Raw genomic sequence first — 23,598 nt, 5'->3', positions numbered from 1 at the left:
TAATAAACGGTATGAAAATCGTATCAGGAATCTATGGGGGACGCCCCCTCAAGACACTAGAAGGAAAGACGACAAGACCTACTTCGGATAAGGTTAGGGGAGCCATTTTTAACATGATTGGTCCCTACTTTGAAGGGGGACGAGTCTTGGACCTTTATGCAGGTAGTGGTGGTTTATCTATCGAGGCAGTCTCACGTGGCATGTCCAGTGCTGTTTTGGTAGAGCGAGACCATAAGGCTCAGGCCATCGTGGCTGAAAATATCCAGATGACCAAGGAAGTTGGAAAATTTCAACTCCTCAAGATGGATGCGGAAAGAGCCTTGGAGCAGGTGTCTGGACCCTTCGACCTCATTTTCTTAGACCCTCCTTACGCCAAGGAACAAATCGTAGCAGATATTGAAAAAATGGCTGAGAGGGAGCTTTTTTCTGAAGATGTCATGGTCGTGTGTGAGACGGATAAGGCCGTTGAGCTTCCAGAAGAAATTGCCTGCCTGGGCATCTGGAAGGAAAAAATTTATGGAATTAGTAAGGTGACAGTTTATGTCAGATAAGATTGGCTTATTCACAGGCTCATTTGATCCGATGACAAATGGGCATCTGGATATGATTGAACGGGCGAGCAAACTCTTTGATAAGCTCTATGTCGGTATTTTTTTTAATCCCCACAAACAAGGATTTCTTCCTATCGAAAATCGTAAACGGGGGTTAGAAAAGGCTGTGAAACATTTGAGAAATGTTAAAGTCGTGTCTTCTCATGATGAATTGGTGGTCGATGTTGCAAAAAGACTGGGAGCTACTTGTTTAGTGCGGGGCTTGAGAAATGCGGCGGATTTGCAATATGAAGCCAGTTTTGATTACTACAACCATCAGCTGTCTCCTGATATAGAGACCATTTATTTACATAGCCGACTTGAGCATCTCTATATCAGTTCATCTGGTGTTCGAGAACTTTTGAAGTTTGGTCAGGATATTGCCTGCTATGTTCCTGAGAGTATTTTGGAGGAAATAAAAAATGAAAAAAAAGATTAGATGGCCCTTATATGTCATTGCGGCCTTGATTGTGACTTTCTTGGCATTTGTAGTGCCCTTGCCCTACTATATAGAGGTTCCAGGTGGTTCGGAAGATATTCGCCAAGTCCTTAAAGTAAATGACACAGAAGATAAGGAAGCTGGTGCCTATCAATTTGTTACGGTTGGTGTCCAACATGCCACTTTAGCCCATATGATTTATGCGTGGTTGACGCCTTTCACAGATATTCGCAGTGCTCAGGAGACTACAGGCGGAACTTCCGATGTTGAATTTATGCGAATCAATCAATTCTACATGCAAACATCGCAAAATATGGCCAAATATCAAGGACTGAAAACAGCTGGTAAGGATATCGAACTCAAATATCTTGGAGTTTATGTCTTGACGGTGACGGATAATTCAACCTTTAAAGGGATTCTCAATATCTCTGATACGGTCACAGCAGTCAATGACCAGACCTTTGACAGTTCCAAAGATTTGATTGATTACGTCAATTCTCAAAAACTAGGGGACTCTGTCAAGGTGACTTATGAAGAGGATGGACAAACCAAGTCTGCAGAAGGTAAGATTATCACTTTGGAAAATGGCAAAAATGGGATTGGAATTGGTTTGATTGACCGCACAGAAGTAACTAGTGATGTCCCAATTCGTTTTTCAACAGCTGGTATCGGCGGTCCAAGTGCTGGTCTCATGTTTAGTCTCGCTATCTATACTCAAATAGCTGACCCGGGACTTCGTAATGGCCGTATCGTTGCTGGTACAGGAACCATTGACCGCGATGGCAATGTGGGGGACATTGGAGGTATTGATAAGAAAGTTGTAGCTTCGGCTAGAGAAGGTGCTGCGATTTTCTTTGCCCCTGATAACCCTGTTAGCGAAGAAGAACAAAAAGCGCATCCTGATGCCAAAAACAACTACCAAACAGCCCTAGAAGCAGCCAAAACAATCAAGACAGATATGAAAATCGTGCCTGTTAAAACCCTACAAGATGCAATTGATTACTTGAAAAACAATCCCTAGTTTTAAGTTAAGTTTCCAAACTAGCGCACAAACAGAGAAGATGGTATAATAGTCAAATGGTTCAATTATTATTCACTCTAAGCAGTCATATGCTCTTTATTTATGTGAGTTTTTACCTTTTAAAGGATCTTGTTAGATGGGAAAAGGTCTTAAAAGTGACAGCTGAGAATACAGGAAAAGTTCGTTTATTAGTAGCCTTTTTCAGCATTGTAATGGGCTACATCATGAGTTCTTTCTTTATCAGCCTCTATCAGTTGTGGCAAGAAGCGTTTAGAGGATTATTATAAAATCAAATGTAAAGGAAATAAGTATGGAAAAAATTGTGGTTCAAGGTGGCGATAATCGTCTGGTAGGAAGTGTTACGATTGAAGGGGCAAAGAATGCAGTCTTGCCCTTGTTGGCAGCGACTATTCTAGCCAGTGAAGGAAAGACTGTCTTGCAGAATGTTCCTATCTTGTCAGATGTTTTCACTATGAATCAGGTGGTTCGTGGTTTGAATGCCAAGGTGGATTTTAATGAAGAAGCTCATCTTGTAGAGGTGGACGCGACTGGCGATATCACTGAGGAAGCTCCTTACAAGTATGTCAGCAAGATGCGCGCATCTATCGTTGTCTTGGGACCAATTCTTGCCCGTGTAGGTCATGCCAAGGTATCCATGCCAGGTGGTTGTACGATTGGTAGCCGCCCTATTGATCTTCATTTGAAAGGTCTAGAAGCTATGGGGGCTAAGATTAGCCAGACAGCTGGTTATATCGAAGCCAAGGCTGATCGCTTGCATGGCGCTCATATCTATATGGACTTCCCAAGTGTTGGTGCTACTCAGAACTTGATGATGGCAGCGACTTTGGCTGATGGAGTTACAGTGATTGAAAATGCTGCGCGTGAGCCTGAGATTGTGGACCTAGCCATTCTCCTCAATGAAATGGGAGCCAAGGTTAAAGGTGCTGGTACAGAGACCATTACCATTACTGGTGTTGAAAAACTTCATGGTACGACTCACAATGTGGTTCAAGACCGTATCGAAGCTGGAACCTTTATGGTGGCTGCTGCCATGACTGGTGGTGATGTCTTGATTAAAGACGCTGTTTGGGAGCACAACCGTCCCTTGATTGCCAAATTGCTTGAAATGGGAGTGGAAGTGACAGAGGAGACTGAAGGAATTCGAGTTCGCTCTCAATTAGAAAATCTAAAAGCTGTTCATGTGAAAACCTTGCCCCACCCAGGATTTCCAACAGATATGCAGGCTCAATTTACAGCCTTGATGACCGTCGCAAAAGGCGAATCAACTATGGTGGAGACAGTTTTCGAAAATCGTTTCCAACATCTAGAAGAAATGCGCCGCATGGGCTTGCACTCTGAGATTATCCGTGATACAGCTCGTATTGTTGGTGGACAGGCTTTGCAGGGAGCAGAAGTTCTTTCAACTGACCTTCGTGCCAGTGCAGCCTTGATTTTGACAGGTTTGGTAGCACAAGGAGAAACTGTAGTTGGTAAATTAGTCCACTTGGATAGAGGCTACTACCGTTTTCATGAGAAGTTGGCGCAGCTGGGTGCTAAGATTCAGCGGATTGAGGCAAGTGATGAAGATGAATAAGAAATCAGGCTACGTAGCCAAGCGTTTACTTTTAGTCATCCTGGTACTGATTTTAGGTGCTTTAGCCCTAGGAATCGGTTTAATGGTCGGTTATGGAATCTTGGGCAAGGGTCAAGATCCATGGGCTATCCTGTCTCCAGCAAAATGGCAGGAATTGATTCATAAATTTACAGGAAATTAGGCTGGGGAACCAGCCTTTTTCTAAAGATAAGGAGAAATATGAACAAAAAAACAAGACAGACACTGATCGGACTGCTAGTGTTATTACTCTTATCTGCAGGGAGCTACTATATCAAGCAGATGCAGTCGGCATCTAATAGTCCCAAAACCAAGCTTAGTCAGAAAAAACAAGCGTCTGAAGCTCCTAGTCAAGAATTGGCAGAAAGTGTCTTAACAGATGCAGTCAAAAGCCAAATAAAAGGGAGTCTGGAGTGGAATGGATCAGGTGCTTTTATCGTCAATGGTAATAAAACAAATCTAGATGCCAAGGTTTCAAGTAAGCCCTACGCTGATAATAAAACAAAGACAGTGGGCAAGGAAACTGTGCCAACTGTAGCTAATGCCCTCTTGTCTAAGGCTACTCGCCAGTACAAGAATCGGGAAGAAACTGGGAATGGTTCGACTTCTTGGACCCCTCCAGGCTGGCATCAAGTTAAGAATCTAAAGGGTTCTTATACTCATGCCGTTGATAGAGGTCACTTGTTAGGCTATGCCTTAATCGGTGGCTTGGATGGTTTTGATGCCTCAACAAGCAATCCTAAAAACATTGCTGTTCAAACAGCCTGGGCAAATCAGGCACAGGCCGAGGATTCGACTGGTCAAAACTACTATGAAAGTATGGTACGTAAAGCCTTGGACCAAAACAAGCGTGTCCGTTACCGTGTAACCCTTTATTACGCTTCAAACGAGGACTTAGTTCCTTCAGCTTCACAGATTGAAGCCAAATCTTCAGACGGAGAATTGGAATTTAATGTTCTAGTTCCCAATGTTCAAAAGGGACTTCAACTGGATTACCGAACTGGAGAAGTCACAGTTACTCAGTAAAATACAAAATAAACTCCTAGGTCACTTGTGGATGTAGGAGTTCTTCTTTTACTAGTTTCAGCAGGGTTACAATAGACACTAATAAAAAATAATATGTACTGGACTAGATTTTGTGATATAATAAAGGACAAGTTACTATTTTAGGAGAAGAACTATGGAAGACCCAAGTAGTCAGAATTTGTTGCTACAATTTGTTTTATTGTTTATCTTGACGGTGTTAAATGCTTTTTTTTCAGCCACAGAAATGGCCATGGTTTCACTTAATCGTGCGCGGGTTGAACAAAAGGCAGAAGAAGGAGATAGACGCTATATCCGTCTGCTGAAGGTACTAGAAAATCCTAACCACTTTTTATCAACCATTCAAGTAGGGATTACCCTGATTACGATCTTATCAGGGGCGAGTTTGGCAGACACTCTGGGACGAGAAATTGCATCTTGGCTTGGAAATGGCGAAACAGCTTATGCCGTTGCAAGTTTTCTATCTTTAGCATTTTTGACTTATATTTCCATCGTTTTTGGGGAATTGTATCCTAAGAGAATCGCTCTTAATCTAAAGGATGCCTTGGCGATTCGTACAGCGCCAGTTATTATTGGATTGGGGAAACTAGTTAGTCCCTTTGTTTGGCTCTTATCTGCATCTACCAATCTCTTGAGTCGCTTGACTCCGATGACCTTTGACGATGCTGATGAAAAAATGACCCGTGATGAAATTGAGTACATGCTGACCAATAGTGAAGAAACACTAGATGCTGACGAAATTGAGATGTTACAGGGGATTTTTTCATTGGACGAATTGATGGCCAGAGAAGTCATGGTTCCTCGAACGGATGCCTTTATGGTGGATATTCAGGATGATAGTCAAACCATTATCCAAAATATTTTAAAACAAAATTATTCTCGTATCCCTGTCTATGATGGAGACAAGGATAACGTGATTGGGATCATTCACACCAAGAGTCTTCTTAAGGCGGCCTTTGTAGACGGTTTTGACAATATTGTTTGGAAGAAAATCTTACAAGATCCACTTTTTGTTCCTGAAACTATTTTTGTGGATGACTTGCTAAAAGAATTGCGCAATACCCAAAGACAAATGGCAATCTTGCTAGATGAATACGGTGGGATGGCTGGTTTGGTGACCCTGGAAGACCTCTTAGAGGAAATCGTTGGGGAAATCGATGACGAAACAGATAAGGCTGAAATCGAAGTTCATAAAATTGGAGAAGATACTTATATTGTTCAAGGTACCATGAATCTCAATGATTTTAATGACTACTTTGATGTTGAACTGGAAAGTGATGACGTTGATACTATTGCTGGTTATTATTTGACAGGAGTTGGGACCATTCCAACGACTGAGAAACTCAGCTATGAATTGGTCAGTCAAAACAAACAGCTTATCCTAACCAATGATAAAGTGAAAAATGGACGTGTTACTAAGGTAAAAGTCCAAATCACAGAAGTCGAAATAGAAGAAGAAACAGAGTAAACTAGAGGCTTTTGTCACAATGTGTGGCAAAGCTTTTTTCAGTTGATTTCAAAAGAGAATTGTACCCTCGAAAAACTCAGCCCCAATCCGCCCCAAAACTTTTCTAAATCTATCCGTATTTATCCGAAGAAAAAAGAAAAAAGCCCTTTAAATTGGGCTTTCTGTTCAAACGGAACCTGATAAATCAAGTTATAGAAGGCGGTAGACGGATTTGAACCGACGATCAAGCTTTTGCAGAGCCGTGCCTTACCACTTGGCTATACCGCCTTAACGTTTATTATTATACCTTGAAAATCATTCTCAGTCAATAGTTTTTTCAGATTTTTTGTATGAATAAGCCTAAATATTCTGAAAATTCGTTTACTTTTCTTGAAATCTATGATATAATTGATGATAACCTATACTTTATTTATAAGAGGAGTAAATAAATGAAAAAAAGTCAAGTGCTTGCTGTAGCGGGAGCTACCTTATTAGCGTCAGGAGTTCTAGCTGCGTGTTCAAACACTAGTTCAAATAATGCTAAACTAGCAAAAGATTACCAATATGTTTATCAAATAGATCCAGAAACCTTGGATTATATTGTTAGCAATATTGATTCTACATCATTTATTACAACAAATGCTGTAGATGGTTTATTAGCTAATGATAAATATGGTAATCTAGTTCCTTCTATTGCCGAATCATGGACAGTTTCAAAAGATGGTTTGACGTATACCTATAAAATTCGTAAGGATGCTAAATGGGTAACTGCAGAGGGAGAAGAATACGCTCCTGTAACTGCTAAAGACTTCGTTACTGGTTTGAAACATGCTGTAGATGGAAAATCAAAAGGACTTTCAATCGTTAGCTCTTCTATCAAGGGATTGGATGCATATATCAAGGGTGAAACAAAAGACTTTTCAACGGTTGGTGTAAAAGCACTTGATGATCAAACTTTAGAATATACCTTGAATCAACCAGAAACTTTTTGGAATGATAAGACAACTAGCGGTGTCATGATGCCAGTTAATGAAGAGTTTTTAGCTTCAAAAGGTGAAGGATTTGGGGCTCCAACAGATGCTAACTCTATTCTCTATAATGGTCCATTTGTTTTGAAAGCTGTAACTCCGAAATCATCTATCGAGATGGCTAAAAATGACGCTTACTGGGATAAAGAAAATGTAAAAATTGAGAACGTTAAGTTCACTTTCTGGGATGGTAAGGATCAAGATGTGATTGCTAAAGGTTTTGCTGATGGTCAATATAGCAAAGCTCGTATCTTCCCTACAAGTTCGACATATGAAAAATATGCAGCTGACTTCAAAGATAACATTTACTTTAACGAACCAGGTGCGGGTGTTGCGACTGTCAGCTTGAACTATGGCCGTACAACTTATAACCACACTGCTAAGACAAGTGAAGCACAAAAGACCTCTACTCAAAAAGCCTTGTTGAACAAGGAGTTCCGTCAAGCCCTGAACTTTGCGGTAGATCGTAATTCTTATTCAGCTCAAACAAATGGTACTGATGGTGCTGCAGTAGCCATCCGTAATACATTTGCACCATATAATCTTCAAGTTGGTAAGAAAACATTTGGTGAATTGGTACAAGATAGCTTGGCTAAGACAAATTCTTCTACTTGGGCTAAGGTTTCTCTAGCTGATTCTCAAAATGGGCTTTATAATGAAGAAAAAGCTAAAGAGGTATTTGCTAAAGCTAAATCAAGTCTACAAGCTGAAGGTGTTGAATTCCCAATCCACTTAGATGCCTTGGTTATTCAAGAATCAACAGCGGTTGTAAACCGTGTTCAATCATTGAAGCAATCAATTGAAAAAGTATTGGGTTCAGATAATGTTGTTGTAGACTTGCAACAAATGACTCAAGCAGAAGCTTTACCAATTTCATTTAGTGCTCCAACAGCTAAAGAGCAAGACTGGGATATCCATACTTTGATAGGATGGACCCCTGACTATCAAGATCCGTCTACTTTCTTGGATCAGTTTGTCATCAAGGGAGGAAACACTCGCCTTTACCTTGGTATTGACCAAAACACGGATGCATCAGTAGTAAGTAAACTTGGTTTGGCTGACTATGGAAAATTACTTGATGACGCAAACAGCGAAAACCAAGATGTTCAAAAACGTTATGAAAAATACGCAGTAGCACAAGCTTGGTTGACTGACAATGCTTTGACAATTCCAGTAATGGCTTCTCCTAAAGAAACAGCCGTTTCATTTGTTTCAAAGGTTTTACCATTTAGTTCTTCATATTCTGTAGCTGGGCTTAAAGGTGAGAATGCAGGATACTTGAAGTATACTGAAGTTGGTGAAAAAGCAATCACCAAAGAAGAGTACGAAAAAGCTCGTGAAAAATGGTTGAAAGAGAAGACTGAGTCAAACGAGAAAGCTCAAAAAGAATTGGCAAGTCATGTGAAGTAAATAATTTCTAATAGAACTTTCTCTCCATGAGGAGAAGGTTCTTTTGGGATTTTTAAAGGAAATGATATGAAAAAATATATTTTTATGCGTGTTTTGCGGTCATTGGTTTCTATCTTCTTAGTAACAACCTTGACTTACACGATTATCTATACAATGGTTCCTCGAAAATTGATTTTCAAACAGGATACCAACTATAACAAGATTGCGACAACGGCTGATAAACGTGATAACTATGAAAATACCGTTTATGAGCGTATGGGCTATATCGAGTACTACGATACCAAAGAGTTGCAAGAAAAAGCTAGCCAGATGGATTCTTCTGTAACAGTTGAAGCTAATGACACCAACAAGGCTATCTATGAAAAATACATCAAACAAATCGGTCATGGTTGGACCTTGGGAGAATTTACTGAAAGTGGCCAATTCTACGCTACTCGTGAAATCCCAATTTTTGAACGTGTTTTTCACTTCTATGCTAACTTGATTGACATTGACCATACAAATAAAATTCAAGACCCTGAAAATCCAGACTTGAAACGTTACCTTCGTTTTGAAAATGATCCAGCTATCGGATGGTCCTTGGTCGGTTCAGGAACTAAACACAAATATCTCTTGTACTTCAACAGTCAGTTCCCATTTGTTCATCAAAACTTTGTGAACATTAATTTAGGTGACTCTTATCCAACCTATGCTAATAGTCCTGTTTTACAGGTTATTACTCAGGGACAAGGGCAAACAAAAACGGCTCAAGTTCAGTTCCCAACAGGTAAGAAAACTTCTTCTGTAAATATTTACTCAAGAACCTACAAATCACCTAGTCAGGCTGATTCTCGTGAAGTAGCTAACTATGGGAAAGATGATCCTTATACGGCTACTGAAAGCAACTACCAATATCCTTCTATGATCGCCAGCTCTGCTGTCGTAGGATTGATCGGTTTGGTGATTTCTTATGCGATTGCCGTGCCGCTTGGTTCAGCTATGGCTCGCTTCAAGAATACTTGGATTGATAGCTTCTCAACAGGGGCTTTGACCTTCTTGATGGCTCTTCCAACCATTGCCTTGGTTTATATCGTTCGTTTGGCTGGTTCTTCAATCGGCTTGCCAGATTCATTCCCTATCTTGGGTGCTGGAGATTGGCGTTCTTATGTTTTACCAGCAGTTATCCTTGGTTTGTTGGGTGCTCCTGGTACAGCCATTTGGATTCGTCGTTATATGATTGACTTGCAATCTCAAGACTTTGTACGTTTTGCTCGTGCAAAAGGTTTGTCTGAAAAAGAAATTTCAAACAAACACATCTTTAAAAACGCCATGGTTCCGCTGGTTTCAGGAATTCCTGGTGCTGTTATCGGGGTTATCGGTGGTGCAACCCTTACTGAAACAGTCTTCGCCTTCCCAGGTATGGGTAAAATGTTGATTGACTCTGTAAAAGCATCTAATAACTCTATGGTCGTTGGTCTTGTCTTCATCTTTACATGTATTTCTATCTTCTCACTTCTTTTAGGAGATATTTGGATGACCATTATTGACCCACGTATTAAATTGACTGAGAAAGGAGGCAAATAATGTCTACAATCGATAAAGAAAAATTTCAGTTCGTAAAACGTGACGATTTTGCCTCTGAAGCCATTGATGCGCCAGCATATTCATACTGGGGATCAGTGTTTAGACAATTTATGAAGAAAAAATCAACTGTAGTCATGTTGGGAATCTTGGTAGCTATCATTTTGATGAGTTTCATCTACCCAATGTTTTCTAAGTTTGATTTCAATGATGTCAGCAAGGTAAATGACTTTAGTGCTCGTTATATCAAGCCAAATGCGGAGCATTGGTTCGGTACTGACAGTAACGGTAAATCTCTCTTTGACGGTGTCTGGTTCGGAGCTCGTAACTCTATCCTCATTTCTGTGATTGCGACAGTGATTAACTTGGTTATCGGTGTTTTTGTCGGTGGTATTTGGGGAATTTCAAAATCAGTTGACCGTGTGATGATGGAAGTTTATAACGTCATCTCAAACATCCCATCTCTTTTGATTGTCATTGTCTTGACTTACTCAATCGGAGCTGGATTCTGGAATCTGATTTTTGCCATGAGTGTAACAACATGGATTGGGATTGCCTTCATGATCCGTGTGCAAATCTTGCGTTATCGTGACTTGGAATACAACTTGGCATCACGTACTTTGGGAACTCCAACCTTGAAGATTGTTGCCAAAAATATCATGCCTCAATTGGTATCTGTTATTGTGACAACCATGACACAAATGCTTCCAAGCTTTATCTCATACGAAGCCTTCTTGTCATTCTTCGGTCTTGGATTACCAATTACAGTGCCAAGTTTGGGTCGTTTGATTTCGGATTATTCACAAAACGTAACAACTAATGCTTACTTGTTCTGGATTCCATTGACAACCCTTGTCTTGGTATCCTTGTCCCTTTTCGTAGTTGGTCAAAACTTAGCGGATGCTAGTGATCCACGTACACATAGATAGGAGTAGAAATGACAAAAGAAAAAAATGTAATTTTGACTGCTCGCGATATTGTCGTGGAATTTGACGTTCGTGACAAAGTATTGACAGCCATTCGCGGTGTTTCCCTTGAACTAGTTGAAGGTGAAGTATTGGCCTTGGTAGGTGAGTCAGGATCAGGTAAATCTGTTTTGACAAAGACCTTTACAGGTATGCTTGAAGAAAATGGTCGTATTGCCCAAGGTAGCATTGACTATCGTGGTCAGGATTTGACAGCCTTGTCTTCTCACAAGGATTGGGAACAAATTCGTGGTGCTAAGATTGCGACTATCTTCCAGGACCCAATGACTAGTTTGGACCCAATTAAAACAATTGGTAGTCAGATTACAGAAGTTATTGTAAAACACCAAGGGAAAACAGCTAAAGAAGCGAAAGAATTGGCCATTGACTACATGAATAAGGTTGGGATTCCAGACGCAGATAGACGTTTTGATGAATACCCATTCCAATATTCTGGAGGAATGCGTCAACGTATCGTTATTGCTATTGCCCTTGCTTGCCGACCTGATGTCTTGATCTGTGACGAGCCAACGACAGCCTTGGATGTGACCATCCAAGCACAGATTATTGATTTGCTGAAATCATTACAAAACGAGTACCATTTCACAACAATCTTTATCACCCACGACCTTGGTGTGGTAGCAAGTATTGCGGATAAGGTAGCGGTTATGTATGCAGGAGAAATCGTTGAGTATGGAACTGTTGAGGAAGTCTTCTATGACCCTCGCCATCCATATACATGGAGTCTCTTGTCTAGCTTGCCTCAGCTTGCTGATGATAAAGGGGATCTTTACTCAATCCCAGGAACACCTCCGTCACTTTATACTGACCTGAAAGGGGATGCCTTTGCCTTGCGTTCTGACTATGCAATGCAGATTGACTTCGAACAAAAAGCTCCTCAATTCTCAGTATCAGAGACACATTGGGCTAAAACTTGGCTTCTTCATGAGGATGCTCCAAAAGTAGAAAAACCAGCTGTGATTGCAAATCTCCATGATAAGATCCGTGATAAAATGGGATTTGCCCATCTGGCAGACTAGGAGGAAGGAAATGTCTGAAAAATTAGTAGAAATCAAAGATTTAGAAATTTCCTTCGGTGAAGGAAGTAAGAAGTTTGTCGCGGTTAAAAATGCTAACTTCTTTATCAACAAGGGAGAAACGTTCTCTCTTGTAGGTGAGTCAGGTAGTGGGAAAACAACAATTGGTCGTGCGATAATCGGTCTAAATGATACAAGTAATGGAGATATCATTTTTGATGGTCAAAAGATTAATGGTAAGAAATCGCGTGAACAAGCTGCGGAATTGATTCGTCGTATCCAGATGATTTTCCAAGACCCTGCAGCAAGTTTGAATGAACGTGCGACTGTTGATTATATTATTTCTGAAGGTCTTTACAATCATCATCTGTTCAAGGATGAAGAAGAACGTAAAGAGAAAGTTCAAAATATTATCCGTGAAGTGGGTCTTCTTGCTGAGCACTTGACTCGTTATCCTCATGAGTTTTCAGGTGGTCAACGTCAACGTATCGGTATTGCCCGTGCCTTGGTCATGCAACCAGACTTTGTTATTGCGGATGAGCCCATTTCAGCCTTGGACGTTTCTGTTCGTGCCCAAGTCTTGAACTTGCTCAAAAAATTCCAAAAAGAACTTGGTTTGACCTATCTCTTTATCGCCCATGACTTGTCTGTCGTTCGCTTTATTTCAGATCGTATCGCGGTTATTTACAAGGGTGTTATTGTAGAGGTTGCAGAAACAGAAGAATTGTTTAACAATCCAATTCACCCATATACTCAGGCCTTGCTTTCAGCGGTACCAATTCCAGACCCAATCTTGGAACGCAAGAAGATCTTGAAGGTTTACGACCCAAGTCAACACGACTATGAGACTGATAAGCCATCCATGGTTGAAATCCGTCCAGATCACTATGTTTGGGCTAATCAAGCCGAATTGGCACGATACAAACAAGGATTAAACTAATAATGGTTTTATAATTTCCATGTCAATTTTTATGGGAATTATAAAACTTTTTTATATCCTTAAAAGAGATAGGTTTAAAAATTTTAAAGTGATAAAAACGCATAATATCAGATGTAGGCGTACTGACATTATGCGTTTTTATTATGTAAAGTTTTGATAAATTTCTCCTAATACTCTTTGATTTTCATTGAGCATAAGCTTGAGTTTTTCTATAGCTTCAAACTTATGGATAGAGAATTTTAGAAATTGAGTATGTTAGATTAGTGAAGTGAATATCAAATTCTAATAAGTTACGATCAATTGCTTATAATCATCTTATTTGATAATCTGTATCTGTTTCCAACTATTATACAATTGTTTATCCCATATTTTTATTTAAAATTGACCAATAACAACTGTACTCATTTTCTCCAATGAAATTGACGAGATCGCGTCTAATAGTTCATTATAGTAGAATCCATTTTTCAAATCTGTTTTAGTAGCTAGAGCGAACACTTCTAGCGTATATCGATGATCTTTATCAGGAGGAGTTGGTCCAACAAACATAGAATCAATTTCAGAAAAATCAGCTTCCAATAGAGGACTTGCGAAACTATTTTTCCCTTGCGTAATAGAATCTTTATAATCTAGACTGTAATTTTCAGGAATAATGACTGTATTATTTTTAACTTCTATATCCGTAGCAAGCCAGTGAATCCAAGGGAATGAACAAACTGGAATCGCATCATAATCAATTAAAGTAATAGCTATATATTTTGTCCCTTCTGGTAATTCGTTAATTTCAAAGGGGAAGGAGCGTACAGGATTCCCCTTAATAATGTCGGTACAATCTGCTTCTTTTCCAAATCGTTTAGGCAATAAGTTCTGGTTAAAAGGTATATTAATTTTCATCATATTGCTCCTTTCATATAATCGAATAAATTATTCTTGATTCTATGATATAATAAATACTAACTTTTTAAAATTTGGAAAAAGTTAATAATTCATTAAATATTATTTTAGGAAGGAGAGGAGATAATGAATTTAGATTGGTATTATACATTCTTAGTATTATCTAAACACCTCAATTATCATAGAGCAAGCGAAGAATTATTTTTAACGGAACCAACACTTCACCAGCAAATAAAAAAACTCGAAAAACACTTGCAAGTAAATTTATTTGAAACAGTTGGAAGAAATTTAACTTTAACTCCAACAGGACGAGAATTTATCCCAATCGTAAAAAAAATAATTGCGACATATGAAGATGGAATTAAAAAAATACAGTTAAAAAATAAAAAGTTGGAAACCCATTTAAACATTGCAGTTTCATCTTACATAGCTACCTATCTGTTACCGAAATTTCTTCCAGAATTTTTTGAAGAACAACCATCTGTAGGTATTTCAATTACCGTTTTACAAAATGATATTGCTCGAGAAATTGAAAATAATCAATTTGATATTGGGATAGCTAGGGAAGAACCTTATACTACAAAGATTAATTCAGAAAAAATTTGTGAGGGGAAAATTGCTCTTTTTTATCCCAAAAATGATTCTCAACTAACTGAGGTGGAGTTATTTCAAAAATATAAGATTTTATCAGATAATCATCCTGTTTATTGGAATAAAGTAAAACAAGAAATTTCTGAAATTGTTCCAGAATCTCAATTTGTTTCTATAAAGGATATAGCAGTGACTGAGAAATTGATTGAAATGGGACAAGGGATATCTTATCTTCCTCTATACCTTAAAATGACTTTAAATCCTAATATTGCTACTCGAATACCAGAAGAAATTTCTATTCCACTGTCTTTTACTTACATAATGACTAGAAAAAATTCGGAAGCTATTGAACTTTTCAAAAATAAATTTAAGGAATTTATTGTTTTTGAACAAAATAAAGTAAATTTTTGACTCTTAAAAAGATGACTTGTGTATCTAGAAACTAGTGTTAATGTATAAAATTGAAATTTCGCATCATACTTTCTGAGTTTAGACGGACTTTGTTATGAGTTTGAAACAGAGATAGAAAAACTTTGAAAGGGACCTGAAAGGGGTTTCGAAAAATTTAAAAAATTCTGAGATATTCTTGACAGCTGATGAAAAAGGTGGTAAGATAGGAAACATCAAAATAGAAAGCAGAAAAAGAAATGAATAAAAGACAAGCTGTAACAATGAATCAAAACTTTTACTTTAGCTACTTTAGATAGTGTTTGTAGACATGTCACCATGGATGCAAACAGTTCAAGCAATTTGTTTGTATCTATGTGGCTAAGATTTTTGATTGTGGTCCATATAGATGAATATCTAAATGGACTAGCAAAGTTGTAACTTGTTAGATTATTTCAAGCATCCGTTTAGATATTATCTAGGCGGTTTTTTGTTTTATACTCTTCGAAAATCAAATTCAAACCACGTCAACGTCGCCTTGCCGTACTCAAGTACAGCCTGCGGCTAGTTTCCTAGTTTGCTCTTTGATTTTCATTGAGTTTTATCTTTTCTGAGAAGGAGTTTCATTATGAAAGTTGTTCGAAAATTACTAGCCCCCCTCTTGGTAGTGGGGATCCTCTTGACCTCTCTGATTAGTTTGCATCAGTTGAAGGCAGATAAGAAAAAAGATGTTTTTCGTATCGGGATTTCGCAGTTTATTACCCATCAGTCCTTAGACGCTACTAGAGAAGGATTTGTGGATGAGCTGGCCAAACAAGGCTATGTTGAAGGGAAAAATATCGAGATTGATTTGCAAAATGCACAGGGAGAACAAAGAAATCTAAAAACCATTTCCCAGCAACTAGCAGAATCTAGTGATGTCGTTCTAGCCATCGCAACGCCTTCTGCTCAGAGCTTGGCTAATACAACGCAAACGACACCTGTTATCTTTTCAGCGGTAACAGATCCTGTCAGTGCCAAGTTGGTTGAGTCAAGAGAACATCCTGGGGGCAATGTAACTGGGACAAGCGACCAGTCATCAGATGCCATTTCAACCCAAATCAATTTGATAAAGAAAGTGTTGCCAAAAGCTAAAACGATTGGAATTCTCTATACTCAGAGCGAGCCAAACTCAGTTGTCCAAAAGGATGAAGCTAAGCGTCTTCTAGAAGAAAAAGGCTTTACCGTTGTTGAAAAAACAATCTTGGACAGTAACAACGTCAAGGCGGCAGCAGAGAGCTTGATGGCAGAAGTGGATATGGTTTTTGTACCAACGGATAATATCATTTCGTCAACCATTGAAACAGTTAAGCAGGTTTCTATTAAACACAAGGTTCCAGTATTTGGTGGTTCAACAGAAATGATAGCTGTTGGTGGCTTGTATAACTACGGAACCAATTATGAAGAATTGGGACGTCAGACAGCAAGAATGCTGGTTCGTGTTTTAAAAGGTGAGAAGCCAGAAAATATAGCAGTTGAGTTGCCTGAAAAACTGGAATTGCATACCAATCAAGAAATGGCAGATGCACTAGGAATTGATATTAGTAAGTTAGAAGGCAAGGAATAAGGAGGTTTAAGATGAATTTTGTATTATCTAGTTTATCAGAAGGTTTGTTGTGGTCGATTATGGCGATTGGGGTCTACTTGACTTTCCGTATTTTGGATATTGCGGATATGACTGCTGAAGGAGCCTTTCCACTGGGGGCGGCTGTCGTCGTATCTCAGATACAGGCAGGGACAAATCCTTGGATTGCGACCTTACTTGCTTTGCTGGCAGGTATGGTAGCAGGTCTTGTATCAGGAATGCTCCACACCAAGATGAAAATCCCAGCGCTTTTGACAGGGATTGTGACCTTGACAGGGCTTTATTCAATTAATATTAAAATCATGGGTAGCGTGCCCAATCTTTCCTTGGGAGATTCTTCAACTGTCTTTAAACAGTTGGCGAGCTTGGGGCTGACAACTGAAGAAGCTGTTTTCACGCTCAGCTTGGTTTGTCTCTTACTTGTTTGTTTGGTCTTGACTCTTTTGATGAAAACGGAGATTGGATTAGTCTTGCGTTCGACTGGGGACAATATTCCGATGAGTGAGGCCAATGGGGTCAATGTAGACACCATGAAGATTGTTGGTTACATGATTTCAAACGGTTTGATTGCCCTATGTGGTTCCTTGTTTGCCCAAAATGATGGATTTTCAGATGTAACTTCTGGGACAGGAACCATTGTTGTTGGTTTGAGTGCAGTGATTATTGCGGAGGTCTTAATACACGATTTGACCATTGGAGGTCGCTTGTTATCTATCGGAATCGGTGCTATTGTTTACCGTTTGATTATTTTAAATATCTATGAAATTCCAAATCTAGATCAAAACCTGGTTCGTCTCTTTAATGCAATCTTGTTAGCCTTGGTTCTATTTGCACCAGAGTTGCAAAAGAGATTAAAGATTCGTGGTTTGAAACTGAGAAATGAATAGGAGGAGAAAGTTATGGCAAGTTTGTTAACACTTGAAAATATTCACAAAACATTTGAAGCAGGGACGGTCAATGAGAACCATGTCCTCAAAGGATTAGATTTAGAGGTTGAAGAGGGAGATTTTATCTCTGTGATTGGTGGAAATGGCGCAGGGAAATCCACTTTGATGAATATCTTGGCTGGCAATCTATCGGTGGATGAAGGGGACCTTCTACTGGCAGGGAAATCCATTAAAAATCTGAGTGTAAGAAAGAGAGCCAAGGATATCGCCCGTGTTTTTCAAGATCCTAAGATGGGAACAGCCTCTCGTTTGACGATTGAGGAGAATATGGCTATTGCCTTGAGACGTGGACAAAAGAGAGGACTTGGCTGGGGCGTGAAGGAGAAGGACAGAATCCAGTTCCAAGAGGCCTTGAAGGAGTTGAATATCGGTCTTGAAAATCGCTTGAAAGTAGATACTCAATACCTTTCAGGAGGACAAAGACAGGCCTTGACCCTAGTCATGGCATCCTTGGTGAAACCTAAGCTCTTGCTGTTGGATGAACACACTGCGGCACTTGACCCGAAAACTAGTCAAATGGTGATGGATTTGACGCAAAAGATTGTGGAGCATCATCAGTTGACTACTCTGATGATTACCCACGATATGAACCATGCGATTGAGTACGGCAATCGTCTCATTATGCTCTATCAAGGCAAGATAGTGGTGGATGTCAAGGGAGAGGAGAAAAAGCATCTGACAGTTGAAGACCTCATGCATCTCTTCCAGAAAAATAGTGGCCAAAGTCTAGTCAGTGATGAATTGGTTTTGGGATAAAGAAAAAGGCTGAGATGTGGTGTCTCGGTCTGTTTATAATATGGCTTACACAGCATTGTTAACTAGATACTTGTCAATTGCTGTATGACATTAGTATTGATTTAAATTGATACAAGGTAAAAGAAATCTGGAAGAATCTGTTTCTGTCTAGGAGTTCTCACTATTGTTAAAACCAGTCCTCAAGACAAAAGGACTGGTTTGTAGTTTAGAATATTATCTTAAAAGATATCAGTTAAATGGTAGATGAAATAGTGTATAACATACTCGAATTGAACTTGAATAGGATGAGCCCTCCAAGTAATTCTTAAAAATTTATAGATCTAATCTATCTTATTTTTTAATAAGAAAATTGATGTTAAGACTACACTCAGTCCTGCTAAGAAGAGGAGTGGATTTGAGGATTCACCAGTTTCTGGAAGTTGTTCTTTATAATGAGTATTTTCCATCTGAGTAGGACTATCGGTAGTTGAAGTCTGTTCAAAGTTTAGTGAAGTTGGTTCTGAAGGGATTTCAATTGTCTTGTTTGGTGTAGTTTCTTGAGAATGGCTAGATTGATAGACTACCGCATATGTACCAAAGTGACTAGTGGTAAATTCTGCCCTACCTTCTCGAACTGTAAAATCAAGTGCTTCCAATTCCTTAGTTGGACTTAGGTAATAAACATTTTCTACATCGGTTGTAATTGGTAATCTAACTAAAACAGCTCTTTGTGGTTGTATATTATGGTTGTTTGGATTTTTAAATTGAATATCATAAGCATCGTATATCTTACCAAATAGTTCTTGAGCTAATACACGTCTGCTAGAAATATGAGAAATTCCCTCTAAGTCAGTCGCTCCTCCAATAATTTCAACTCCAGTCCTTTCATCTTTTAAGACACGAAGTTTATATTCAGGAACAGAAACAGTAGACGCTTGTTCTAGTCCTGCTGTGCCGATAGGCTTCGTGTACTCAGGGATAGAAACAGTAGGTGGTTGCTCTTGTCCTGCTGTGCTGATAGGCTTAGTGTATTCAGGAATTTCTACAATAGGAGCAGGATCATCTCCCTTGCTTGTAGTTGGTTGCTGATTCTCATCCTTTTTGGTAAAGACAGCTACTACAGGACTGCTTGTTGTATTTCCCTGGATAGAATAAGCTTCTATCGCATTTCCAACTTTTCGATTGGTTTCGTCAGGGATAGGGATTTGTATCTGATTATCTTGGATTGATAAGACAGTCTGATCCCCAGTCGTAACCAGATGATTATCGTCTATCTTACGTAAAACTAGTGGATCTTTGATACCTGGGAAGGTCACAGCGATTGCTTCCCAGTCTCCAGCTGGTAGAGTTAAAGAGATGTTTTTATCCCCTTCCTTAAGCGGTGCGATACTTGGACTATCTACACCAACAGCAGGGGCTTTGATGATATCAAAGGAGTCTAGAGAGATTTTCTTGCGTCCTGCTGGTGAATTTGGATCAACTTTTAATGTCAAAATATGATTGCCATCGCTCAGATTAGTAAATTCTCCAATTAAGGTTGCCTTTTGGGTATCTCCAGCTGTGTAGAAGTCTAGACTTGGCATTTCTTTGCCATCTAGTGTCACGAGAGCTTTTCCGAGAGCGGATGTTTTAAGTCCGTAAATTCGAATACCTGTTCCAGTAAATGGAATGGTTGCCTGAGCTTCTGAAGCAGTACTCGGGTCACTGTTATTGATATCCGCATATTTTTCTGTGCTCTTATATAATTCAGTATCGCTCCAATCTTTGAATTGAGATCCGTATTGAATGCGAGAGTCACGGTCATCCATTTTTTCAATAGTTGTTCCCTGTCCAGGTAAAACTTTAAAGTAGTCTAAGGAAATTTTGGAACGTTCACTGCCACGGTGTTTATGCTCTTTTTTTACAGTGATGGTCATCACATGAGAACCATCTGACAATCCTGTGAAGCGACCGATAAGGCTACCTTTTTCAGTTGCACCTGCAGTATAGAAGTCCAGTTCACTGACTGATTTACCATCGATTTTGACTTCAGCGATTCCCAATTGAGATGATTTGAGACCATAGATTTCAATGCCAACACCATTGAAAGGAATGGTTGCTGTCGCATCTTTATCCGTATAGTTACCTAGTGAAAGGTCGGCAAACTTCTCTGTTCCTCCAAATAATTCTGAGTCTGCCCAGTTTCCAAATGCAGAACCGTATTGGATTCGACTATCACGGTCATCCATCAATTGGTTATGGGTTTCGACATTGGCCTTTTCGGATACTTGTGTAGAAACATTACCTAGCATAGCCTTAACAGTATAAGTGTAGGCGAGTTGAGGATCGAGTGAGCGGTCGATAAAATGGGTTTGATTGGTTACAAATTCTCTGCTTGCAGAGGTTTGGCCAGATTCGTCTTTCGCTTGTCTTTGGATAACATAGTGGGTAGCGCCTTCTACTTGGTTGAAGGTGAGTTCGGCAGTGACGCCATTTTGTCTAACTGCTGTCAGACTGGTTACACGACCAGGGAAATGTTCAAAGGTAATGACATCACCTTTTTGCGTTGCTAGTTGGATGCGGCCATCTTTAAGAACAGTTGCTTTGACAGATTTACCATTGACCTTGATTTGGCTGGCTTCGATATTTGGATAATCTACAACTAGGTCTCCACCGATATTTGCCAGGAAGGACAGGCTTTGCAGGTTTTTATCTTTCCACTTCATGCTGACTTCAAAGTTACCACGGGCAACTAGACCAGAAACCTGACCGTCTTTCCAAGCATCTGGAAGGGCTGGCAATGGTGCAATGTAGCCAGTGTGTGATTGAAGAAGCATTTCTGCAATTCCACTGGTTGCTCCAAAGTTTCCATCGATTTGGAAAGGTGCGTGCGTATCCCAAAGGTTTTCTAGGGTTGAATATTTGAGCTGTTCAGCAAGCAGGCGATGGGCACGGTTACCGTCTAAGAGACGAGCCCAGAGGTTGATTTTATTGGCCTTAGACCAACCAGTACCACCATCTCCGCGGTGATTGAGGGTAGCACGTGCAGCCTCTAAGTATTCAGCCTGGTCCTTGTTAAAGAGCGTACCTGGGAAGAGACCTACCAGATGGGAAACGTGGCGATGGTTATTTTCAATCCCTTCATTAGTGAATTGTGGACTGTCTTCCTCGTACCATTCCTTGATACGTCCCTCTTTGTTGATGTGAAGTGGTTTGAGTTTGTCAAATTTAGTCTTGACCTCTGTAACTAAGTCTTTGTCGACATTCAGATGGTTGGCGACTTCCATGTAGTCATGGAATAGCTGCCAGACTAGTGATTGGTCAAAGGTATTTCCAATGGTAATGGTACCGTGTTCAGGTGAATAGGATGGAGAAGATACCCAACGGTCACTGGCCTGGTCATAGTGCAAGAAGGAATTCCAGAACTTAGCGGTCTCCTTGAGCATAGGATAAATCTTTTCTTTTAGATAAGTTTCATCCTTGGTGAATTTATAGTAGTCATAGACGTTCTGCATCATCCAGGCATTAGCTGCTGGTGACCAACCCCAATAGTAATTCCAACCAGGAGTAGTCCAGCCAAATGGTGTTGCCTGTGTATGAACCAGCCAGCCATTTTCTTGTCCATCTTTTGATTCGATGCCAGCGTATTCCTTAGCGGCGATACGACCATAATAGCGCATGTCGTCAATGTAATTGATCATTGGCTTGGCTGTTTCAGCTAGATTGCTCATGTAGGCCGGCCAATAGTTCATTTGCAAATTGACATTGAGATGGTAGTCAGCGTTCCAAGGTGGATTGTCTACGGCATTCCAGACTCCTTGTAGGTTGGCAGGAAGGGCATCTGTCCGATCACGAGATGAACTAATCAATAAATAACGTCCGTATTGGAAGAAGAGTTCTTCCAGTTTTTGCCCTTTGCTAGGGTTATAGGTCTGAAGGGCCTCTTTTGTCGTTTGAGCAGTCTTGCTTCCACCTAGGTTTAGTTTGACGCGGTTAAAGAGGCTTTGATAGTCTTTGATATGGTCCTTTTTAAGTGTCTCGTAGTCTTTGCCCTTAGCTGCTTCGACAATCCCTTTAACTGTTTTTTCGAGGTCAATGTCTTTTCGATAGTTGGTTTTAGGATTTTGAGCAAAGTTAGTCTTGGCACTGAGTAAAAGCGTAGCATAACTAGCCCCTGTGACCGTTAAACTATCCTCATGAACAGTAACTTTTCCGTCCGTTTTAATTCCTAGATAGGATGCGAACCGGAGGCCATTATCTTTGACTGTACCTTTTAGTAGGATACCATTTGGGTCTGTCGTAACATGGCCACTTTTGTAGTTAGAATATTCCGCTGAGTAGTTTCCGTTAGCAAGTAAATCTTTTGTTAAGCTATTCCAAACTGTAAAATCAAGTTTTTTGTCCCCTTTTTGGGTCAAGTGGGTAACAGTAACATCATCAGGGTAACTTGAGATTGTTTCTCTTTTAAAGGTAGTCCCATCTTGGGTGTAAGAAGTGGTAGTAGTGGCTTCTGTGATATCCAAACCACGGTGATAATCTGTTACCGTATCCAGACCCTTTTTTTGGTTATTGAAAACCATGGATACATCACCAAAGGATAAATAACGTCCATATTGGGAATTGTTTGGACCAACTAGATTTCGCTCAGCTAATCGTTTGGCTTTTTGGCGGTCTCCATCCTCTAGAGCCTTACGAATTTCTGCTAAAATTTTATACCGTTCCTGATAGTTTCCTCCATTATAGTCGGTACTGTCGGGACGCGGTCCACCTGACCAAAGAGTTTTTTCGTTGTATTGGATTCTCTCCTCGCCGATGAGACCAAAAACCTTAGCCCCCATCTCACCATTCCCAACTGGAAGGGCTTGTTTTTCCCATCCATCATAGGAAGGAGCTGTTGGTTTATCATAGTTTAGCTGATAGTTGTTTTGGTTTGTCACAGGCAGTTCTTGCTTTTCGGCTTCCTTATTTTCATTAGGTTTGACAATGGCTTCAGTGCTTGCTTGATTAGTTGTAGCAGAAGTAACATTAGCCTTAGCAGGTTTGGTTTCAGAAGAACTATTATTAGCTAGAACTGGTTTTGAATGGTCAATTGCTTCGCTTGGCTGTGTGTGCTCGGTTGATTCAGTTGTTTTCGTAATGGTATCTGTCTTAGCTGTAGTTTTCTCCAGTGTAGCCTCATTTTGCTTTACTTCAATAGTATCAGCAGAGACGGTATGACTAGCTAGAAAAACCGCTCCAAGCAAAACAGAGGCTGTGCCAACTGTTAGCTTCCGAATACTGTAGCGACAGGATTTCTCCCTAAATAAATTTCCCATAGAAACCTCCTTTATTAATTAAAAGCGCTTTCATTT

19 protein-coding genes and 1 tRNA gene are annotated in these 23,598 nt (G+C 39.8%); 17 read left to right on the top strand and 3 right to left on the bottom strand.

Annotation, left to right across the window (positions count from 1 at the left end; translation table 11 throughout):
• Positions 1 to 11 precede the first annotated feature (11 nt).
• The 8 genes from rsmD (at position 12) to RYL77_RS02835 (ending at position 6,174) form a co-directional block, all read left to right on the top strand.
• Positions 12 to 551: a 16S rRNA (guanine(966)-N(2))-methyltransferase RsmD gene (rsmD, locus tag RYL77_RS02870; protein WP_315009712.1), complete on the top strand. Its 540-nt coding sequence runs from the start codon at positions 12 to 14 to the stop codon at positions 549 to 551.
• Complete coding sequence (gene coaD / locus RYL77_RS02865; protein ID WP_315009710.1) at positions 541 to 1,029, top strand: pantetheine-phosphate adenylyltransferase; 489 nt, start codon at positions 541 to 543, stop codon at positions 1,027 to 1,029. Before rsmD ends, coaD begins: the two co-directional genes overlap by 11 nt.
• Positions 1,013 to 2,050 carry a SepM family pheromone-processing serine protease gene (locus tag RYL77_RS02860; protein WP_315009709.1) on the top strand — a complete coding sequence of 346 codons (1,038 nt, stop codon included), beginning with the start codon at positions 1,013 to 1,015 and terminating at the stop codon, positions 2,048 to 2,050. The genes coaD and RYL77_RS02860 overlap by 17 nt, the downstream gene beginning before the upstream one ends.
• Before the next feature lie 56 nt (positions 2,051 to 2,106).
• Positions 2,107 to 2,337 carry a DUF1146 family protein gene (locus tag RYL77_RS02855; protein ID WP_004255861.1) on the top strand — a complete coding sequence of 77 codons (231 nt, stop codon included), beginning with the start codon at positions 2,107 to 2,109 and terminating at the stop codon, positions 2,335 to 2,337.
• Positions 2,338 to 2,360: 23 nt separating this feature from the next.
• Positions 2,361 to 3,644 (top strand): UDP-N-acetylglucosamine 1-carboxyvinyltransferase, encoded by a 1,284-nt coding sequence (gene murA, locus RYL77_RS02850; RefSeq protein WP_000411904.1) that lies wholly within the window; start codon positions 2,361 to 2,363, stop codon positions 3,642 to 3,644.
• Positions 3,637 to 3,825, top strand: coding sequence for a DNA-directed RNA polymerase subunit beta (locus RYL77_RS02845; protein ID WP_043901723.1), 189 nt, complete (start codon positions 3,637 to 3,639; stop codon positions 3,823 to 3,825). Before murA ends, RYL77_RS02845 begins: the two co-directional genes overlap by 8 nt.
• Before the next feature lie 38 nt (positions 3,826 to 3,863).
• Positions 3,864 to 4,688: a DNA-entry nuclease EndA gene (endA, locus tag RYL77_RS02840; RefSeq protein WP_315009708.1), complete on the top strand. Its 825-nt coding sequence runs from the start codon at positions 3,864 to 3,866 to the stop codon at positions 4,686 to 4,688.
• A gap of 154 nt (positions 4,689 to 4,842) precedes the next feature.
• The gene (locus tag RYL77_RS02835) at positions 4,843 to 6,174 is read left to right on the top strand and encodes a hemolysin family protein (RefSeq protein ID WP_315009707.1); all 1,332 of its coding nucleotides are present in this window, start codon (positions 4,843 to 4,845) and stop codon (positions 6,172 to 6,174) included.
• A gap of 196 nt (positions 6,175 to 6,370) precedes the next feature.
• On the opposite strand, the gene RYL77_RS02830 is transcribed toward RYL77_RS02835, so the two are convergent.
• A tRNA-Cys gene (locus RYL77_RS02830) sits at positions 6,371 to 6,441 on the bottom strand.
• Between the two features lie 161 nt (positions 6,442 to 6,602).
• Between RYL77_RS02830 and RYL77_RS02825 the strand changes: the two genes are divergently transcribed.
• The 5 genes from RYL77_RS02825 to RYL77_RS02805 all read left to right on the top strand — a co-directional run bounded on the left by RYL77_RS02825 (position 6,603) and on the right by RYL77_RS02805 (position 13,093).
• Positions 6,603 to 8,591: a peptide ABC transporter substrate-binding protein gene (locus tag RYL77_RS02825; protein ID WP_315009706.1), complete on the top strand. Its 1,989-nt coding sequence runs from the start codon at positions 6,603 to 6,605 to the stop codon at positions 8,589 to 8,591.
• Between the two features lie 66 nt (positions 8,592 to 8,657).
• Positions 8,658 to 10,154, top strand: a complete 1,497-nt coding sequence (locus RYL77_RS02820) for an ABC transporter permease (RefSeq protein WP_315009704.1) — start codon at positions 8,658 to 8,660, stop codon at positions 10,152 to 10,154.
• On the top strand, positions 10,154 to 11,080 hold the full coding sequence (gene oppC / locus RYL77_RS02815) for an oligopeptide ABC transporter permease OppC (protein WP_000103691.1): 927 nt from the start codon (positions 10,154 to 10,156) through the stop codon (positions 11,078 to 11,080). Before RYL77_RS02820 ends, oppC begins: the two co-directional genes overlap by 1 nt.
• Positions 11,081 to 11,088: 8 nt before the next feature.
• Positions 11,089 to 12,156: an ABC transporter ATP-binding protein gene (locus RYL77_RS02810; protein ID WP_000159549.1), complete on the top strand. Its 1,068-nt coding sequence runs from the start codon at positions 11,089 to 11,091 to the stop codon at positions 12,154 to 12,156.
• 10 nt (positions 12,157 to 12,166) lie between these two features.
• A complete protein-coding gene (locus tag RYL77_RS02805; RefSeq protein ID WP_315009703.1) occupies positions 12,167 to 13,093 on the top strand; it encodes an ATP-binding cassette domain-containing protein in 927 nt (308 codons plus the stop codon).
• Between the two features lie 375 nt (positions 13,094 to 13,468).
• Here RYL77_RS02805 and RYL77_RS02800 read toward each other — a convergent pair whose 3' ends face one another.
• Positions 13,469 to 13,984, bottom strand: coding sequence for a YbhB/YbcL family Raf kinase inhibitor-like protein (locus RYL77_RS02800; RefSeq protein ID WP_315009701.1), 516 nt, complete (start codon positions 13,982 to 13,984; stop codon positions 13,469 to 13,471).
• Positions 13,985 to 14,110: 126 nt separating this feature from the next.
• On the opposite strand from RYL77_RS02800, the gene RYL77_RS02795 reads away from it, so the two are divergent.
• The 4 genes from RYL77_RS02795 (at position 14,111) to RYL77_RS02780 (ending at position 18,289) form a co-directional block, all read left to right on the top strand.
• Positions 14,111 to 14,986, top strand: a complete 876-nt coding sequence (locus tag RYL77_RS02795; protein WP_315009700.1) for a LysR family transcriptional regulator — start codon at positions 14,111 to 14,113, stop codon at positions 14,984 to 14,986.
• A 604-nt stretch (positions 14,987 to 15,590) separates the two neighbouring features.
• A complete protein-coding gene (locus tag RYL77_RS02790) occupies positions 15,591 to 16,568 on the top strand; it encodes an ABC transporter substrate-binding protein (RefSeq protein WP_315009698.1) in 978 nt (325 codons plus the stop codon).
• A gap of 11 nt (positions 16,569 to 16,579) precedes the next feature.
• A complete protein-coding gene (locus RYL77_RS02785) occupies positions 16,580 to 17,473 on the top strand; it encodes an ABC transporter permease (RefSeq protein ID WP_125422242.1) in 894 nt (297 codons plus the stop codon).
• A gap of 12 nt (positions 17,474 to 17,485) precedes the next feature.
• Positions 17,486 to 18,289 carry an ABC transporter ATP-binding protein gene (locus tag RYL77_RS02780; RefSeq protein ID WP_261124720.1) on the top strand — a complete coding sequence of 268 codons (804 nt, stop codon included), beginning with the start codon at positions 17,486 to 17,488 and terminating at the stop codon, positions 18,287 to 18,289.
• 320 nt (positions 18,290 to 18,609) lie between these two features.
• Here RYL77_RS02780 and RYL77_RS02775 read toward each other — a convergent pair whose 3' ends face one another.
• Positions 18,610 to 23,562: an SIALI-17 repeat-containing surface protein gene (locus RYL77_RS02775; protein ID WP_315009697.1), complete on the bottom strand. Its 4,953-nt coding sequence runs from the start codon at positions 23,560 to 23,562 to the stop codon at positions 18,610 to 18,612.
• Positions 23,563 to 23,598 lie beyond the last annotated feature (36 nt).

This window comes from uncultured Streptococcus sp., assembly GCF_963516515.1.
GTDB lineage: Bacteria > Bacillota > Bacilli > Lactobacillales > Streptococcaceae > Streptococcus.
This window is presented reverse-complemented; position numbering and strand designations above follow the sequence as displayed.